This window comes from Flavobacterium mekongense, from assembly GCF_047038255.1.
Lineage (GTDB): Bacteria > Bacteroidota > Bacteroidia > Flavobacteriales > Flavobacteriaceae > Flavobacterium > Flavobacterium mekongense.
In genome coordinates this window covers 12,761-32,112 of the sequence record NZ_CP174374.1, presented here as the reverse complement: position 1 = coordinate 32,112, position 19,352 = coordinate 12,761, and the positions used below count along the sequence as shown (strand labels likewise).

General features: G+C 39.3%; 9 protein-coding genes. 7 read left to right on the top strand and 2 right to left on the bottom strand.

Annotated features, from left to right (window positions below; translation table 11 throughout):
- The first annotated feature begins 91 nt into the window (after positions 1 to 91).
- A complete protein-coding gene (locus ACJG85_RS00105; protein WP_412476648.1) occupies positions 92 to 3,946 on the top strand; it encodes a T9SS type A sorting domain-containing protein in 3,855 nt (1,284 codons plus the stop codon).
- 189 nt (positions 3,947 to 4,135) lie between these two features.
- On the top strand, positions 4,136 to 10,612 hold the full coding sequence (locus ACJG85_RS00100; RefSeq protein ID WP_412476647.1) for a YDG domain-containing protein: 6,477 nt from the start codon (positions 4,136 to 4,138) through the stop codon (positions 10,610 to 10,612).
- Positions 10,613 to 10,712: 100 nt separating this feature from the next.
- On the opposite strand, the gene ACJG85_RS00095 is transcribed toward ACJG85_RS00100, so the two are convergent.
- Both ACJG85_RS00095 and ACJG85_RS00090 read right to left on the bottom strand, forming a co-directional pair.
- Positions 10,713 to 10,925 (bottom strand): hypothetical protein, encoded by a 213-nt coding sequence (locus tag ACJG85_RS00095; protein WP_412476646.1) that lies wholly within the window; start codon positions 10,923 to 10,925, stop codon positions 10,713 to 10,715.
- A gap of 75 nt (positions 10,926 to 11,000) precedes the next feature.
- Positions 11,001 to 12,590 (bottom strand): peptide chain release factor 3, encoded by a 1,590-nt coding sequence (locus ACJG85_RS00090; protein ID WP_409679545.1) that lies wholly within the window; start codon positions 12,588 to 12,590, stop codon positions 11,001 to 11,003.
- 257 nt (positions 12,591 to 12,847) lie between these two features.
- Here ACJG85_RS00090 and ACJG85_RS00085 point away from each other — a divergent pair, with 257 nt between their 5' ends.
- The 5 genes from ACJG85_RS00085 (at position 12,848) to ACJG85_RS00065 (ending at position 19,236) form a co-directional block, all read left to right on the top strand.
- The gene (locus ACJG85_RS00085) at positions 12,848 to 14,815 is read left to right on the top strand and encodes a peptidylprolyl isomerase (protein ID WP_412476645.1); all 1,968 of its coding nucleotides are present in this window, start codon (positions 12,848 to 12,850) and stop codon (positions 14,813 to 14,815) included.
- Entirely contained in the window at positions 14,816 to 15,664 is an 849-nt protein-coding gene (locus ACJG85_RS00080; RefSeq protein ID WP_409679551.1) for a hypothetical protein, read from the top strand.
- Positions 15,627 to 17,054 carry a peptidylprolyl isomerase gene (locus ACJG85_RS00075; protein WP_409679877.1) on the top strand — a complete coding sequence of 476 codons (1,428 nt, stop codon included), beginning with the start codon at positions 15,627 to 15,629 and terminating at the stop codon, positions 17,052 to 17,054. The genes ACJG85_RS00080 and ACJG85_RS00075 overlap by 38 nt, the downstream gene beginning before the upstream one ends.
- Positions 17,055 to 17,123: 69 nt before the next feature.
- A complete protein-coding gene (locus tag ACJG85_RS00070; RefSeq protein WP_409679553.1) occupies positions 17,124 to 18,077 on the top strand; it encodes an AAA family ATPase in 954 nt (317 codons plus the stop codon).
- Between the two features lie 31 nt (positions 18,078 to 18,108).
- Positions 18,109 to 19,236 (top strand): acyltransferase family protein, encoded by a 1,128-nt coding sequence (locus tag ACJG85_RS00065; protein ID WP_412464512.1) that lies wholly within the window; start codon positions 18,109 to 18,111, stop codon positions 19,234 to 19,236.
- Positions 19,237 to 19,352: the final 116 nt, after the last annotated feature.

Genomic DNA, 19,352 nt, shown 5'->3' with positions numbered 1-19,352 from the left:
TTTATCTAATGCCCACTTAGGTAAAATAAGCCCCCATATTTTAATTGTTACCTACACTAGTCATTTAAGTTTAACTTTAAAAATGAAGATTATGGAAAAAATTACAAGCCTTTTCTTTGAAAATCGGGGATTTGCAACTTTAAAAACTATTATTGGTTGCACTTTCTTCATGGTTGGATTTACTATTGACATTAATGCCCAAACAAGTTCTACTTTTACTTCTAATGGTACTTTTACAGTTCCGGCAGGAGTAACCAATGTCCAAGTGCAAGCTTGGGGCGGCGGAGGTGGTGGAGGCGGCGTTAATGGTTCCAACTCTCAAACCAGAGCCGGTGGCGGAGGAAGTGGAGGGACCTATACCCTAAATCCTTCCGTTACTGTGAATCCGCTCGGTGGAACAATCGCTGTTACTGTTGGTCAGGGCGGAACTGCAGGAACAAACACTGCTGATGGTGGAGCCGGAGGGACTTCTACTTTTGCTTCAGGAACTCCTGTAACGGCAGTAGGAGGTAATGGAGGCGCCACCGGAGACGGAAGTCCTCAATATGGAAGTGGTGGTGCCTTTAAAGTAGGTGTTACTTACGATGGTGGTGCCGGTGCTGCAGCCTCAGGCGGAAATAGTGGTGCCGGAGGTGGGGGCGCCGGATCAAGTGGTGACGGCGGTAATGCTTCGGGTACAACAGCCGGAGCCGCAGGTGCAGGTGGAGGTGGTGCCGGTGCTGCCGGAAGGACTAATAATGGAGATGGAATATCAGCTACTGCGTTAGGTGGCGGTGGATCTGGTGGAAGAAGCAGTAGTAATACAGATAGAAATGGAGGTAGTGGTTTTAGAGGACAAGTAATTGTAACTTATACTTGCCCGACTTATGCTTTGACAGCTAATCCAACCAGCAGTAGCATATGTACTAGTGGTGGTACTAGTACTGTAGTCACTTTAACCGGTACAACCAACTCTTTACCGGCTGGTGTTTATACGGTAACTTATAACAGAAGTCTGCCGAATGCATCCGGTTTGACAGCTAGTATGACAGTTAGCACTGCCGGTACCGGAACTTTTACTGCCACCGGACTAACAAGTGCGGGAAATGCAACAATTACAATTACAAATTTGACCTCAGGAGGGTGTTCCAGCAATATTGCAACTTTTAATGCAGTCACAATTCAGGTTGCAACACCAGCTACCGCAAATTCCGGAAGTGCTATTTCAACATGCTATACAACCGGTGCGATTAATATAACAGGAGGCTCCTCAGCTACAAATTTTAGCAGTATACTTTGGACTACTAATGGTTCAGGAACCTTAAATAATGAAACGTCATTGACTTTATGTGAATATACTCCTAGTGAAGCAGATTTGATTTCCGGATCTGTAACCTTAACCTTGACTGCTGTAGGAACGTCTCCTTGTGGTGAAGTAAGCAGTTCTAAAGTTTTAAATTTGTTTTCACTGCCTACCGCTGAAGGAGTTTCAATATGTCAAGGCGGCTCTGGGAATTTAAGTGCTGCTGTTTTAGGTAGTTCACTAACCATACAAGGAACATGGGCTTCAACACCTGTAGCGGCACGTCCTGACACAGGAACCAATTCAGCTACTTGTGACTTTACTTATTCAGGAGGCCCTTATTCAAGGAACTATGTTGCTACTCCATTTAGGGTTAGTGTTACCGGAAGTTATACGTTTACCATGACTCAGAACAATAGTTATGACGGCATGGGGTATATTGTTTCAGGGAATTTTGTGCCGGGGAGTTGTGCCTCAGGGACCTTTATAAGAAGAGATGATGATGATGGTCCGGATGACGAACCCAGAATCATAACTAATTTAACAGCCGGAGTAACTTATACACTTATCTCAACTACATATGCTACTTCAAGTGGTGTTTATTTGGGGAGTTTTGAGTGGAATATAATCCCACCATCTGGCGGACAATTACTTCCTGTGGTGGAGTGGTATGTTGCCTCAACAGGAGGGACTTCCATTGGGCAAGGGACTTCGTTCAATCCGGTAGGGATTGCAGGTTCAGGTTTGACTAATACAACTACAGCGGGTATAACTACTTTTTATGCCGGTAATTCTTTAAATCAGGGATGTGGCAGAACTGCAGCTTCTTTTGAAATTTTGCCCAACGTAACCTATTTTGCAGATGCAGATGGTGACGGATTTGGAAATGCAGCTGTAAGCCAAGTAAGTTGTACAGGTGCGCCAATAATTTTGGGTAATCCTGCTGTAACCAATAGCACAGATTGTGATGATAATGATCAAACTAAAAACGCTAATTTTCCTTTCTATGCCGACAACGATAATGATGGTTTTGGAGCCGGAAGTTTGATTAATGTTTGTGCGGTTGATGCTTTAACTCCTCCTTCCGGTTATGTATTGAACAATACGGATTGCGATGATCAAAACATCATGATTAATACCACTTTTTCTTTCTATGAAGATGTTGACGGAGACGGTGTGGGTTATGGCGATTTGGTTAATGGAGTTTGTGCCGTAGCGGCCGACACTCCACCTGTTGGGTATTCATTAACGAATACGGATTGTTCACCTAACGACATCAATGTGTATAGAGAGGGCGTTTTTTATGTAGATGCTGACGGAGACAATTACTCAGTTGATAACAATACAACAGTTTTGTGTTACGGTGCTGTTGAGCCTGATGGTTACAGTTTGCAAAATTTAGGCAGTGATTGTGATGATAGTCTTTCAGCTGTCCACTCCGGTCAAACCGAAATTTTGTATAATGGTTTTGACGACGATTGCAGCGGCACCATTGATGACGGTTATCAAATTACTGCCTCTATGGTAAATTGTGGCACAACATTATCTACTATCAGTTCTTTAATATATTGTGTAAGTACCCCGGGAGCTAATGGTTATCGTTTTGAAATTACAAATACGGTTACTAATCAAGTGCAAACTATTGATAAACCTGCGCAGTTTTTTAGCTTAACAGAATTGGCTAATTATGAGTACGCGACCACTTATTCTGTAAGAGTGATGTTAAGAAAATCCAGCAATAATGTTTGGTTAGGATACTATGGCCCGTCTTGTTTGTATTCAACGCCACCGGTAATTACCCCGTCCGGTGGAGCAGGAACAACACAGTTGCAAAATTACTGTGGTCAAGTTATACCAAGTGTGAGTACCATTATTGCTACTACCAGTTTGCCGGGTGCAACAGGGTATCGTTTTAGAGTTACTAACACCACTACAGGAGCTGTTCAAACGCTAACCAGATCATTGCATTGGTTCTCAATGACAATGTTCGGATCTTACAATTACGGCACCACTTATGCCGTTGATGTAGCTGTTAAAACCACCGGTGGTTTTTCCGATTATGGTGCACCTTGTTATGTTTCTACTCCTGCGGTTCCCACTTTAACCAATTATTGTGGAGGAGCAATAGTGCCCACAAAAGGGACTTCTATTAAAACGGCTAGCCTAGACAAGTTAACGGCTTATGAGTTTACCGTTGATCGATACAATGAAGATTTGGAACTAATTTCCTCTTCAGTAGTGGTAAAAACATTAAACAGATTTACTTTTAACGATATTACTAATTATTATCCTAATACCACTTATAATGTTAGGGTAAGAGTATTTAGTTCGGGCTCATGGTCTCCTTATAGTGATGCTTGTGAGATTGTTTCACCCGGAGCGGACAAGCAAGGAGAAGTTAAGGCCTCGGACACTGATTATTTTACAGTGGAAGCTTATCCAAATCCTTATGATTTTCAGTTTAGCTTCCGTTTGGAAAGTTCCAGTAATGCTCCTGTTTTTATCAAAGTGTATGATATGATTGGTAAACTGATACAGGCTCGTGAAGTAAACTCAACTGAAATGCCGTTACAGTCATTAGGAGAACAATATCCTACGGGAGTTTACAATGTTATTGTAACGCAAGAGGAGAATGTCAGAATCTTGAGGATGGTAAAAAGATAATTTTTCACAATCAGTAAAATGTAGTAAAAAACCGCTAAAATTTTAGCGGTTTTTTTATTGGTTTATCGATTAAGTGTTAGGTTATATCGATGAATAAAATTAAAGAAAATGATTAACAATTAGTTAATAATTAAATTTAACTGAAATTGAAAATATAGCTAATTTTGTGCTGAATCAAATAAAACAAATATGAACAATACTCTACTTTTTGAGAAGTCAAAACGCTTATTATCATGGTGTTTTGCTTTTGTTTTTGTCTTGCTTTCCGCTAAGAGTTTCGGACAAGTAGCACAATTTAATTTTCCGGCGACCAGTTCGACGGTGGTTTCGGTTAAAGATCCGAATGTTACGGTAAGTAATATGACATTGTCTGCCGGAACTATTGAAACTAACATCACTACCGGAACTTATTTTCCTAATGAGCCTTATGTTGAGGAAACTGCCGGGTGGAATGCCACTACACAGGCTACAGCCAAAAGCTTTCAGTTTACGATAACTGCAGCTTCGGGGTATACTTTTTCCATAACTAATATTTCATTCAGGTCCTATACAACTGCTGCAGGTCCTTCAGCTGTAGGATTTGCTATTGGTTCTACAGACATTTACGCTGTAAACTCTCCGGATTCTTCTTTGCTAACAGTAAATCAAGCGGTATCTGGACAAACAGGATTGACCACAGCCACGATCAAAATACAAGGTTGGCTTAATGGCTCTCGTACTTCTGCAGGGTCAGGAGTTTTACGTTTAGATGATGTTGTTATTAGCGGTGTTGTTTCTTCAGCAGTTTCTATCACTGGTGGGACTACTTCTTCTACACCCTTTACAACCACATACGGAACGCCATCGGCTTCACAATCTTTTGCCGTTTCAGGATCAGGTTTGACAAATAATTTGGTGGCTACGGCTCCAACCGGTTTTGAGGTATCCAGAAATGATGTGGTTTCTTATGGTGCTACAGCAAGTTATACCGCTGCTGAGGCCAATGCCGGAGGGATATCTTTCTTAGTAAGATTAAAAGATAATGCGAATGTTGGCAATTATAATGCGCAAAATGTAGTTTTGTCAAGTAGTCCGGCTACCAATGTAAATATCACAACATCTGCCAGTGGCAATGCTGTAAGTCCATTAGGATTAACCATTAGCGGGTTAACTGCAAACAATAAAACATTTGACGGTAATACCACAGCTACTTTATCGGGAACACCGGTGTTAAATAACGTTTTGTTTAGCGACGACGTTGTTTTAGGAGGTACGCCGGTTGCTAACTTTAGTGATGCTGCTGTTGGTAATGGTAAAACAGTTACTGTTACCGGATATACATTAAGCGGTACCAAAGCAGGAAATTACAGTTTGTCTCAACCTTCAGGTTTAACTGCTAATATTGAGCCTTCCTCTTTATTAGATCAAAACATTACTTTCGGTGCTTTAGCCTCTGTTACTTATGGTGATGCCGATTTTCAATTAACTGCTACCTCAGATAATCCTGGTGGAGAGCCTATAGTGTATACCAGTTCTAATACTGCTGTGGCTACTGTAACAGGAGATGTTGTTACCATTGTTGGTGCAGGAACAACAACGATTACGGCTACTCAGGCAGGAAGTGCTACTCATAATCCTGCTCTTCCTGTTGGTCAAAGCTTAGTTGTTAATCCATTTGCTTTAACGGTAAGCGGGTTAACTGCTGTTGATAAAACTTACAATGGCAATACCACAGCTGCATTAACAGGTACAGCCACTTTAGCTCCATCTCCAATCAATGGTGACGATGTAGTGCTTAGCGGAACCCCGGTTGCCAATTTTGACTCCGCCAATGTCGGAACTCATAGTGTTACGGTTACTGGTTATACTTTAACCGGTACAGATGCTACTAATTATGCTTTGAGTCAGCCAACCGGCTTATCGGCTTCTATTAGTCAAGCCACTCAAACCATAACTTTCAATGCTTTACCGGCTTTAACTAATTTGTCTTCTCCTTTGAATTTGAGTACTTATGCTTCTACCACTTCCGGTTTGCCTATTACTTTTTCAAGTTCAGATACCAATGTAGCTACTATTTCAGGAACCACATTAACCATTGTTAGTGCCGGAAGTGTAACTATTACAGCTTCTCAAGATGGAGATACTAACTATGCTGCAGCCACTTCAGTTGGTCAGCCGGTTACAGTAAGTAGTGTATTATACTTGAACCAGTTTACCGGTACTGCCGCTTGTCCTACTCAAGGTAACACACCGGTGGTACAGAGCAACATGACAGGAGCTGCATTGAGCAGAAATACTATTGTTTGTACAAATTTAGCCAATGCTTTTAACTCAACTACTTTAAATAATACCGCTTCCATTAATAATAACTCTTACATAGAGTTTTCAGTAACTGCAGCAGCAGGATACAGATTTAATTTGTCTTCTGTTTCTTTCTTCAGACAAGCTAGTAACACTGCTCCAAATCAGTTAGAGGTTCGATACAGTACCAATGGTTTTGCCACTTCAACTACTTGGGGAGCTGCTCCGGTTACTCCAACTACAGGTACCGTTTTAACTTGGGATTTTGCGGATTTTGTTTCTCCGATGGGAGGTACAGTAACCTTCAGAGTTTACCCTTATGGTACTCAAAGAGCTGATCTGACTGCTACTGCTGCCTCAGCTGCAGGGACATTCAGACTTGATGATGTTACTATTTATGGTACTGTAGAAGCAGCACCACCAACTGTTACAACTACTTCGCCTGCAACAGATATTACAGCTTCTTCTGCCACTTTGAGTGGTAATGTTACCGAAATCGGTGGTTCTGCAATTAGTGGAAACGGGGCAGTAATCGCTTTAACTTCTGCTAATGCTAACCCAACTATTGGTGGTGTGGGCACTACTAATTTGGTAAATTCAGGCTTTAGCACGGGGACAGGAGCGTTTTCTGTAGCTACTTCTTCAATTTTAAGCGCTAACAAACAGTATTCTTTCAGAGCTTACGCTTCAAACAGCAATGGGTCTGCTTACGGAAGTGCGGTAACTTTCTACACTTTGGCTGAGGTTCCAACTACAGCATTAGTAATCAGTAATCCACAAACTACCTCATTAGATTTAGATTTGTCTAACGCAGTTGCACCAAATACTAATACTCAGTTTGCTATTAGAGTTCAAGTTGGAGCTAGTACATATTATGTTCAAGCCGATGGAACTTTAGGTGTTTCTGAATATTGGCAATATGAAAATGGAGCTGCTTTGAGTCCGCAATGGCCAGCGTCAATAACTGTAACCGGTTTGTTAAGTAATAGCTTGTATACTTTTGATGTTAAAGCCAGAAACAATGCAACTGTTGAAACAGCTTTTGGCCCTAGCGCTCAAGAAAGTACTTTGGTAAATGTTTTCCCTACTTTAGAAGCTGATCCGTTGGTGTTAACCATGGGAGATGTTTGTATCAATACAACCTCTGCATTCAATGGAGAATTCGCTTTGCTTGGGGTGAATTTAACCAGTCAAGATGTGACAGTAGGACCTTTAGAAGGATATACTTTTTCTGTTTCGGGATTTGGACCATTTACTTCTTCACTAACCCTTACTCCGAATGTTAACGGAGAGGTTCTTGAGACTATTTATGTTAAGTTATCACCTACTGCTGTACAAGCTTACAACGGTAATATCGCCATTTCAGGTGGTGGTGCAACCACTATAAATGTTGCTGTTACCGGTGCCGGTGTGAATACATTGGCGGTAGTTTCAAACAATCCGGCAGGCGATATCACGGCTACTACAGCTAGTTTGAATGGTAGTTTCTCTACAGGTTGTACAGAGCCTATTGAGTATGGATTTCAATACAGTTTGACTAATGATTTTGCTGTATTTGAAACAGTTGCCGGTATGCCGGGAGATGTTACAGGGTTAGAGCCTAACACGCAATATTTTTACAGATTATATTATACAGATGGCAACGGAACCATCTACGCTTTACCAAGCAGTTTCACCACACTCGGTGTTAGTGCTCCTGTTGCCACTGCAGCTACAGCTGTTGGTGCTACCAACTTTACCGCCAATTGGAATGCAGTTCCGGGTGCTTCAAGTTACCGTTTGGATGTGGCTACCAATGCACTGTTTTCTGTAAATAGCACTTTAAGCGAAGGTTTTGAAGGAACGACTTTCCCTCCAGCCGGATTTATTTCTACAGGTTGGGCCAGAAGTACTACTGCAGCGGATGTTAAAACCGGAGTAGCGGCAGCTGTTGCTAATACTAATAATGGTAGTTTAACAACTCCTGCAATTGCTTATCCAACTTCACTATCATTTAATTTGGGTAGAACAACTAATACTACTGCAAAAACATTAACGGTACAAGTATCAACAACTAGTCAAACAGACGGATTTACAACTGTGGCTACCTACGATCACAGCAATGTGCCTTCTGGTTCATACAATTCCTATTCGGTAGACTTATCGGCTTATTCTTCAGAACCGGTGGTTTATGTTAGATTCCAAAAAACATCTACTACTACTTCGCCTTGGAGATTTGATGATTTAGCCATAGTTTCTTTGGTTGATTATACTTTGCCTGGTTATAATGATAAAGTAGTTAACAGTACCTCTGAATTGGTTAGCGGTTTACAAGATAATACTACTTACTATTACAGAGTTAGAGCTGTTAGTGCCAACAGCCTTTCTGCTAATTCAAACACACAGAGTGTAACTACTATAATTTCTCCCCCAACTTTTACTTCAGTATTCCAAACTGCCGATGTTGTTTGTGAAAATACTGCTGCAACGTTTAATGTTTTGGGGCTTGTACCTAACAGTACTTCAACTATCAGTTATACTGTAAATGGTGGTGCTGTTCAAACAGCCACTAATGTAGTGGCTAACGCCGGAGGTTTCGGAACGTTCAACGTTACTTTGTCTTTAGCAGATAACGGACAGTTATTGACTATTACCCAAATTGAAAGAACTGATTTAGCTACTTCGGTACTTACTGTAAGTTCAGGTAATACCGCTGTGATTGCTGTAAGTGCTAATGTTACTTACTATGCTGATGCTGACGGAGATGGTTATGGAAACGGTGCTGTAAGTATTGTAAGCTGTGACGGAGTTCCTGTAGTTTTCGGAAATCCTGCAGTATTGGATAACACTGATTGTGATGATGCTGATAACACTAAACATACTACTTTCTCTTTTTATGCAGATGTTGATGGTGACGGTGTTGGTTTCGGAAGTTTAGTAAGTGGTATTTGTGCTGTTGATGCTAACACTCCGCCAACCGGATATTCATTAACTAATACCGATTGTTCTCCAAATGATGGTGCTGCCTATCAAGAAGGTACTTTTTATGTTGATGCCGATGGCGATAATTACTCCATTGACAACAACACCTTTAGCTTTTGTTACGGTGCTACTGAGCCAAGCGGTTATAGCTTGCTTAATTTAGGAGTAGACTGTGACGATACTATATTTGCGGTTAACCCAGGAGTAGTAGAGATATTATACAACGGAGTTGATGATAACTGTAATGGAGTATTAGATGAGGGTTACCAAATCACAGCCAATATGGTTAACTGTGGTACAACATTATCAACGATTAGTTCGTTTATTTACTGTGTGAGTACCCCTGGTGTAAACGGTTACCGATTTGAGGTTACCAATACTACTACTAACCAAGTACAGACTATCGATAAGATTACTCAGTTCTTTAGTTTGACAGAGTTATCGAGCTATGATTATGCTACTACTTACTCTGTAAGAGTGATGGTAAGAAAATCGAGTAACAATGTATGGTTAGGTTACTACGGCCCTGCATGTTTGTACTCTACACCACCGGTAATTGCACCGGCAGGAGGAGCAGGTACAACCCAGTTACAAACTTACTGTGGAGAGACGTTGCCAACTATCAGTACAATTATCTCTACGACTAGTTTACCAGGTGCTACCGGATATCGTTTCCGAGTAACCAATACAACAACCGGAGCAGTTCAAACACTGACCAGAACAATTCATTGGTTCTCTTTAACAATGTTGAGTTCTTACAACTATGGTACTACTTATGCAGTAGATGTAGCAGTTAAAACCACTGGGGATTATTCAGATTACGGTGCGCCATGTACAGTAACTACTCCGGCTGTTCCAACTTTGGCTAACTACTGTGGAGGAGCTATTGTTCCAACCAAAGGGACACAAATCCGTACCTCAAGTTTGGATAAAGTGACTGCATATGAGTTTACAGTTGACAGATATAATGAATCATTAGAGTTAGTATCGTCATCAGTAGTTGTAAAATCATTGAACCGATTTACGTTTAATGATATCACTAACTATGCACCAAGCACAACTTACAGTGTAAGAGTTAGAGTATTTACAGCAGGCTCATGGTCGCCATATGGAGATGCATGTGAGATAGTATCACCGGGAGCTGCAAGACAAGGAGAGACCAAAGCGGTTGATTCAAGTTTGTTCAGTGTAGTAGCCTATCCGAATCCGTATGATTATCAGTTTAGTTTCCGCATGGAAAGTTCAAGCGATGCACCGGTTAATATCAAGGTTTATGATATGATTGGTAAATTGATTGAGACCCGTGAGGTAAATGCAGCTGATATGCCGGTAGTATCTTTAGGAGAGCGTTATCCATCAGGAGTTTACAATGTAGTTGTAACTCAAGAGGAGAATGTTAAAACCTTAAGATTGGTGAAAAGATAATCTTAAATCAATAGCATTAAAAAACCCATCCGAAAGGATGGGTTTTTTTATTCTTGGTATAAAAAAAGTTCCTTAAAAAGGAACTCTTTATATGACTGTCTTAGTTGATTTGTTTTTTGTATTTTCTTATTGAATAAAAAGCCAAAAGCAACCCTAAACCTATCATCAATATCAGATAAGTATTTATCGGTGCCGGTGGCGGATCGCCTCCTCCTAAATCACCTCCACCTGTGTCGTCTCCTGGTCCGGCAAAAGCTGCTACATCAGCAAAAATCAAAAAGGCTAATAAGTATATTTTTGAAAAGTCTTTCATAGTCATTTTATTTCAGGTGGTAAATATAGTAATCATTTTCAAACTTAAAAAATTTATCAGATAAAATTCAGGTTATCAATCAAATTCGGAAGTGAAGAATAATTTTACATTAGGAAATTTACTTTGAGTCATTTGAATGGTAAATTCTGAATCGGCCAAAAACACCAATTGTCCGTATTTGTCATGCGCCAAGAATTTTTGTTTGATGCGTTTGAATTCTTTAAACTCTTCGCTTTTCGGGTCGTTCGGTTTTACCCAACAAGCCTTGTGTACCGGGAAGTTTTCATAACTGCATTTAGCGCCGTATTCGTGCTCTAAACGGTATTGGATCACTTCATATTGCAGTGCGCCAACGGTACCGATAACTTTTCGATTGTTCATCTCTAAAGTAAATAACTGAGCCACACCTTCATCCATCAACTGATCTACACCTTTGTCCAATTGTTTGGCTTTGAGCGGATCGGCATTGTTGATGTAGCGGAAATGTTCCGGAGAAAAACTCGGAATACCTTTAAAACTCATCAATTCGCCTTCGGTTAAAGTGTCGCCTATTTTAAAGTTTCCGGTATCGTGTAATCCCACGATGTCGCCCGGATAGGAAATGTCTACAATTTCTTTTTTCTCGGCAAAAAAAGCATTCGGACTGGAAAACTTCAAATTCTTGTTCAATCGAACATGAGTGTAAGGTTTGTTTCGTTCAAAAGTACCCGATACAATTTTCACGAAGGCCAAACGGTCGCGGTGTTTCGGGTCCATATTGGCGTGGATTTTAAATACGAAACCGGTCATTTTTTCTTCTTCCGGATGTACTAATCGTGTTTCCGATTCTTTTGGTCTCGGTGAAGGCGCAATTTCCACAAAGCAGTCCAATAACTCTCTAACTCCGAAATTGTTCAAAGCCGAACCAAAAAATACCGGTTGCAAGTCGCCGTTGAGGTAAGCATCACGGTCAAAAGCAGGATAGACTTCGCCTATTAACTCCAACTCTTCTCGCAGTTTAACCGCCGGTTTTTCGCCTATGATTTTTTCTAATTCCGGACTGTTAATGTCGGAAAAAGCTATAGTGTCTTCAATGTTTTTTCGGCTGTCGCCGCTAAAAAGATTGATGTTTTGTTCCCAAATATTGTAAATCCCTTGAAAGTCATAACCCATTCCGATAGGGAAACTCAAAGGGGTTACACTAAGTTTGAGTTTTTGTTCCACTTCATCCATCAAGTCAAACGCATCTTTACCTTCGCGATCCAATTTGTTGATAAAAACAATCATCGGAATGTTTCTCATCCTACAAACTTCCACCAATTTTTCGGTTTGTTCCTCAACCCCTTTGGCCACGTCAATTACCACTATCACACTGTCAACAGCAGTTAAGGTCCTGAAAGTGTCTTCGGCAAAATCTTTGTGACCCGGCGTGTCAAGAATGTTGATTTTTTTATCCTGATAGTTAAAAGCCAAAACCGAAGTAGCCACCGAGATTCCTCTTTGGCGTTCTATTTCCATAAAATCGGAAGTAGCTCCTTTTTTGATTTTATTGTTTTTTACGGCTCCGGCTTCCTGAATGGCTCCACCAAAAAGCAACAATTTTTCCGTAAGGGTTGTTTTCCCGGCATCAGGGTGTGAAATAATACCGAATGTTCTGCGACGCTGTATTTCTTTTAAAAAACTCATGAATTTTTTTTGATAAATGGTTTGCAAAAATACTATTATTTAGTCAGAATTCGAGCAGCTAATCTGTAGCAGTTTTTTTTGGGTTGAAATGACCGTAAAATTCTGTTAATAAAATTTTGTTAATAGTCAGCGCTATACTTGTATAATGTGTTTGAATTGTTACTTTTGTTGATTGTTACCTCATTAAAACAAACCGCTTTAAACGGGGAACAAAAAGCAAGAAATTAATTCTGATTTTATAAAGAAATTAAGCGCATATGAGTATAAAACCATTTTTTTTAGGATTGTTCATTTTGATGGCTACGGCTGTTTTAGGGCAAACCAATACAAAAGAAGTTTTGTTTACTATTAACGATAAGTCATATTACACCGATGAGTTTTCGAGGGTTTATAAGAAAAACTTAGACTTGGTTAAAGACGAATCTCAAAAAGATTTAAATCAGTATTTAGAGCTCTTTATCGGGTACAAATTAAAAGTCAACAAGGCCTATAAATTAGGGTTGCAGAACAGCGCCAAATACCAAGCCGAATTGAAATCATACCGCAGTCAGTTGGCTAAAAACTATTTCAACGACACTAAAATAACCGAAGCCTTAATCGAAGAAGCTTACAATCGTTTGCAAAAAGAAGTCAGAGCTTCTCACATTTTGATACTAGTAGACGAAAATGCTTCTCCAGAGGACACCTTGAAGGCTTACAAAAAAATCGAAGATGTTGCTAAAAGAGCACAAGCGGGTGAAGACTTTGCGGTATTAGCCGAACAGTTTTCCGAAGATCCATCTGCCAAAGAAAACAAAGGGGATTTGGGCTATTTTACTGCGTTCAGAATGGTATATGGTTTTGAAAATGCTGCTTATAATACGGCCAAAGGGAAAGTATCAAAAATTACCCGTACCCGTTTTGGTTACCACATTGTAAAAGTAAATGACATCAGACCTAATCGTGGTGAAGTTACTGTGGCTCACATCATGATTTTAAAAGCCAAACCTGAAGATGCCGACCAAGGGAAGCCGGAAAAAACCATCAATGAAATTTACCAAAAAATCCAGCAAGGAGAAAAATTTGAAGATTTAGCTAAGCAATTTTCCGAAGACAAATCTTCTTCTCCTAAAGGCGGATTGTTAAGCAAATTCGGCTCCGGACAATTGAGTTCTGAAGCGTTCGAAGAAGTGGCTTTCTCCTTAGCAAAGCCTAATGATCTTTCCAAACCTTTCCAAACGGAATTTGGTTGGCACATAGTGAAGTTGATAGAAAAACATCCCATCAGAACACAGGCTGAGATGAAAATGGAATTGGAAAATAAAATCGGAAAAGATGATCGTTCCAAAAAAATAACGGCTTCACTCAACGAGAAGCTCAGAAAAAAATACACTTATAAAAAAGAGGCTAAGGTCTATGCCCAATTATCAAAATGGATAACAGAAGATTTTTATGAGTCGAAATGGTCGCAACCGGAAGCAGCCAAAGATTATTCGGGTATATTGCTTACCATCAACAACAAAAAAATAGAAGGTAAAAAGTTTTTGGATTTTGTTGACAAGCAACAAAAAGCCGGATTGAAAGTAAAACCACTTTCAGCTCTTAACGAACTGCTTTACAACAAGTTTTTAGACGAACAATTAACTGCCTATTACGATGAAAATTTGGAGACAGAATTTCCTGAGTTTGCTTATGTAATGGAAGAATATCGAGATGGATTGTTGTTGTTCGACTTGATGGAAAAAGAAATTTGGGAGCGTGCTAAAACCGATACCGTTGGGTTGCAAAATTTTTACAACTCAACCAAATTTAACCATATGTGGAAAAATAGGGTAGAAGCTACTATTTTGTCTTCAACCAAATTGGAAACCATTAAAAAAGCATTGGCTTTATTGAAAAAGAATACCGACCCGCAATCAATCAAAGACAAACTCAATACCGACAATGTTGTCAATATTATGGCCAATACCGGTAGGTTTGAAGAAGGGAACAGTGCTTTGCCAAAAGCCACCAAGTTTGAAGTTGGTACTTCAGATATCTTTAAAGAAGGAGAATATTATTTTATCGTAAAAGTGGATAAAGTATTGCCGGCCGGAGTGAAAACTTTGGATGAATGCAGAGGGAAATTGGTTAATGAATACCAACAATATTTAGAGCAAAGATGGGTTGACGATTTAAAACAAGAATTCAATGTTAAGGTCAACCAAGAAGTTTTTGAAAGCGTTAAGAAACAGTTGCATCCGTAAATGATCAGAAGTAGTTTTTTTTTATTCCTATTGTTGTTGGGATCTTGTAATTATTTCAAGCCCGAACAAAAACCGGAATCGATTGCCAGAGTCGGAAAAAACTATTTGTACAAAAGTGATATTGCTACCTTGGTTCCGGCAGGAACTTCCAAAGCAGACAGCATCCTTTTGGTTAGGGATTTTATCAATCGATGGGCAAGTCAAAAACTACTCATTGAAGCTGCAGAACGCAATTTGAGTGATAAGAAAAAAAGCGAGTACAACGCTTTGATTAAACAATATAAAATTGATTTGTACACTAAAGCCTATATAGAAGAAGTTGTAAAGAATAACGTAGACACTTTAGTAACAGAGGAAGAATTAAAAAAATATTATAAAGAGAACAAAGAAAATTTTAAAACCAACGGTACTTTAGTGCGTTTGCGTTTTATCAATTTGGCCAAAGACAATCCTCGCTTTGCTGCCATAAGAAACAAGTTCTTTAATTATAATAAGAAGGATAAAAAGTTTTGGGATACTTACGCCTTACAGTTCAAAAGCTTTGCGATGAACGATTCGGTTTGGGTAGATATGAGTCAGGTTTATTACAAATTACCGGTGATTAATCCCGACAACCGAGATGAGATTATCAGACCCGGAAAGAAAGCTGAAATACAATCCAATGACGATGTGTATTTGATAAAAATAACCAATGTGATTGATAAAAATCAAGTGTCGCCATTTGAATACATCAAACCCACATTAAAGGAAGTTATACTGAACCAAAGAAAATTAGAATTAATAAAGCAGTTTGAAAAAGAAATCACCGATGATGCCATTAAAAACAACGATTATGAAATATATAAATAACCAACTAACCACAGCCGTATTGGTGCTGATTTGTTCTGTTGGTTCTGTCAATGCACAAGAAATCATTAAGGACAGTATCAAGCCTAAACCGCAAAACAATGCCTCAAAGAAATTAAAAGTAGACGGTATTATTGCTACCGTTGGAGACTATTTGGTCTTGGATTCCGATGTGGATAAAGCTTATTTGGAACTGGCCAGTCAAGGGCAGCCTACAAAAGATATCAGTCGTTGTCAGATGTTGGGAAGTTTGTTAGAAGACAAATTGTATGCACACCAAGCCATTCAGGACAGTATAGTGGTTAAGGATGAAGAAGTAAAAGAGAAAATGAGTGAGCAAATTGCCTACATGGTAGAGCAGTTAGGTTCTATGGAAAAGGTAATTCAATATTTCAAAAAAGACAATGAAGATGATTTCAGAACGGATTTATTCGATATCATCAAGACCAATAAACTATCCGGTGAAATGCGCAGAAAGATTGTGGATGCTGTAGAAATTACGCCTGAAGAAACACGTACTTTCTTTAAATCGATTCCACAAGATGAATTGCCGGTTTTCGGCGCCGAAATGGAAGTAGCTCAAATTGTGGTTATCCCTAAAATTACTGAGGAAGAGAAACAAAGAGTGATTCGCCGACTCAAAGAAATTAAAGAAGAAGTTTTGGCCGGTGCCAGCTTTAAAACCAGAGCGGTTATTTATTCCGATGACCGCGGTTCGGCTTCAAACGGTGGATTTTACAAAATCAACAGAAAGACACAATTCGTAAAAGAATTTAAAGACGTAGCCTTCAGTTTAGGTGAAGGAGAAATTTCTGAACCATTCGAAACCGAATATGGTTACCACATCATTATGGTGGAAAAAATCAGAGGACAGGAAGTGGAATTGCGTCACATTTTAATGATGCCCAAAGTGTCCGACCAAGCTTTGAGAGAAGCTCGTGAAAAGATTTTAACCATCAAATCGCGTATCGAAAAAGGAGAGATTTCGTTTGCAGAAGCCGCTCGCACTTTGTCAGACGAGAAAGAAACCAGAGCCAATGGCGGAACGCTAATCAATCCCAAAACACAAGATACTCGTTTCGAATTGACTAAAATGGATCCGTCTTTGTACAGCGAGGTGTCTAACTTGAAAGACGGCGCTATCACTCCTCCAATCCTTGACGATGACCCGAGAACCGGTAAGAAATACAAAATCATCACGGTAACCAACAGAATCAATGAGCACACAGCAGATTATGCCAAAGATTACACCAAAATCAAAGATTTAGCGCTCAAAGAAAAACAAATCAAAGCCATTGCCAAATGGACGGAAGAAAAAATCAAAGAAACTTACATTAAAATCAACGGAGAATACAGAGATTGTTTGTTTCTCAATAATTGGCTGAAGAAATAGTTTTGCCATAAAATTCAAGTAAATTGTACTCCTTTAATCAAATAGTTTAAATCTTAAATCTAATATCAAATGTCTGATGTAGCTGCCATTCAAAATTTAGTTCAAAAAAGAATTGAACTCAAGAAGGAAATCTCCAAAATCATCGTGGGTCAGGATGAAGTGGTTGACCAGATTTTGTTGAGCATTTTTTCAGGCGGACACTCCTTGTTGGTTGGGGTTCCCGGTTTGGCCAAAACTTTAATGGTCAACACCATTGCTCAGGCTTTAGGATTAGATTTTAAGCGCATACAGTTTACCCCCGATTTGATGCCTTCTGATATTTTGGGGAGTGAAATTTTAGATGAAAACCGTCAGTTCAAGTTTATCAAAGGTCCGATTTTTTCGAATATTATCTTGGCTGATGAAATCAACAGAACACCTCCTAAAACCCAAGCCGCTCTGCTCGAGGCTATGCAGGAACGTGCTGTTACCATAGCCGGTCAGAACTATAAATTGTCTTTACCTTATTTTGTATTGGCAACCCAAAACCCTATAGAACAAGAAGGAACTTATCCGTTGCCCGAAGCCCAATTAGATCGCTTTATGTTTGCTATCAAACTCGATTACCCTACCTACGAAGAAGAAGTTCAGGTGGTAAAGAGTACAACAAACGACGAAAAGCCAACAGTAAACGCTTTGTTCACTGCTCAGGAAATTATCGATTTCCAGCATTTAATTCGTCGCGTTCCCGTGGCGGATAATGTGATTGAATACGCGGTGTCTTTGGTAGGCAAAACCCGTCCAAAAAGCGCTTTGGCTCCAGAGTATGTCAATAATTATTTGGATTGGGGCGCTGGACCCAGAGCGTCTCAAAACTTAATTTTGGCTGCTAAAGCTCATGCCGCTTTTAATGGTAAATTTTCTCCGGATATTGAAGATGTAAAAGCGGTTGCTACCGGCATTTTGCGTCACAGAATCATCAAAAACTACAAAGCCGACGCCGAGGGGATTACAGAGGAACAAATCATAAGTAAATTATTGTAATCCGGTTTTATTATTTTATTACATTTAATTAATGAATAAAATAGTAAAGTATCCTCTTGTCAACGAACGAATCTTTGGTCTCGACTTAATGCGTACTATAGCCATCTTAATGGTTGTTGTTGGACATTGCGTTTGGATAGTGCCTGAGAGGGATAATTTGTTGCACCAACTGTTGGTATTGTCGGGTTTTTTCGGAGTCGAGATTTTCTTTGTGTTAAGTGGGTTTCTCATCGGTAAAATCCTTTACCAGCTGTATCTGAATTCCGATTTTAGTTTGGCTACGGTTTTTTATTTTCTCAAGCGAAGATGGTACCGCACGTTGCCGAATTACTATTTGGTGTTAGTGCTCAATTTATGCATTGCCTCAGTAGTAGGGTATGCCGCTTTGTCGGGATGGAAATATTTCTTTTTTGGGCAAAATTTAAACACTACCATGCTGCCCTTTTTTCCGGAATCTTGGAGCCTTTCGGTGGAAGAGTATGCCTACATCGTATTGCCGTTTTTTATTTTAATGGCCGGACTTTTGCTTAAACCCAAGAATAAAAGACGCTTCTTTCTGCAAATGGTATTGGTGTTGATTGGTGTTTTCTTAGCGACTAAATTTTATTATCATTTTAACGAACCAACGACCAATCTGACACAATGGAACTTATCGCTCAAAGCTGTTGTAATTTACCGGTTGGACAGTATTTTTATAGGAGTTTTGTGCAGCTGGCTTTATTACAATTTTAAAACCCAATGGATAAAATATCAAGTTTTGTTCGTGGGTATAGGTGCTTTGCTTTTCTTTTTTCAGTTTTTTGTTATCGGCTCTTTAGGTTGGGTTATAGAAACACATCCTCTGCTGTGGAATGTGTTTTATTTACCGCTTTTGTCTGTTGCCGTTGCTTGTTTTTTACCTTTATTGTCCCAATGGAAAGCTACAGGATTCTTTTTTGAAAAACCGATTGTTTTCCTAAGTAAGATTTCGTATTCCATGTATTTGTTGCATTACAGTGTGATTTTACTGCTTATGAAACATTACATTCCCTTCGATGCTCAAGATACTTTTGAAGTCAGCATTTTTATCCTCGGATATTTCACAATTACCTTAGTTTTGAGCTATTTACTTTATCGCTTTTATGAGTTGCCATTGATGAATTTGAGGGATAAAAATTAATAATTGACATTTTTTGACTTTTAAAATACGTTATTGTCAAAAAAGAACTATCAAAAATTACTATTCCTTAAAACAGTCGTTTTGAGCAACATATTTTAGTAAAAACTTTTCATAAG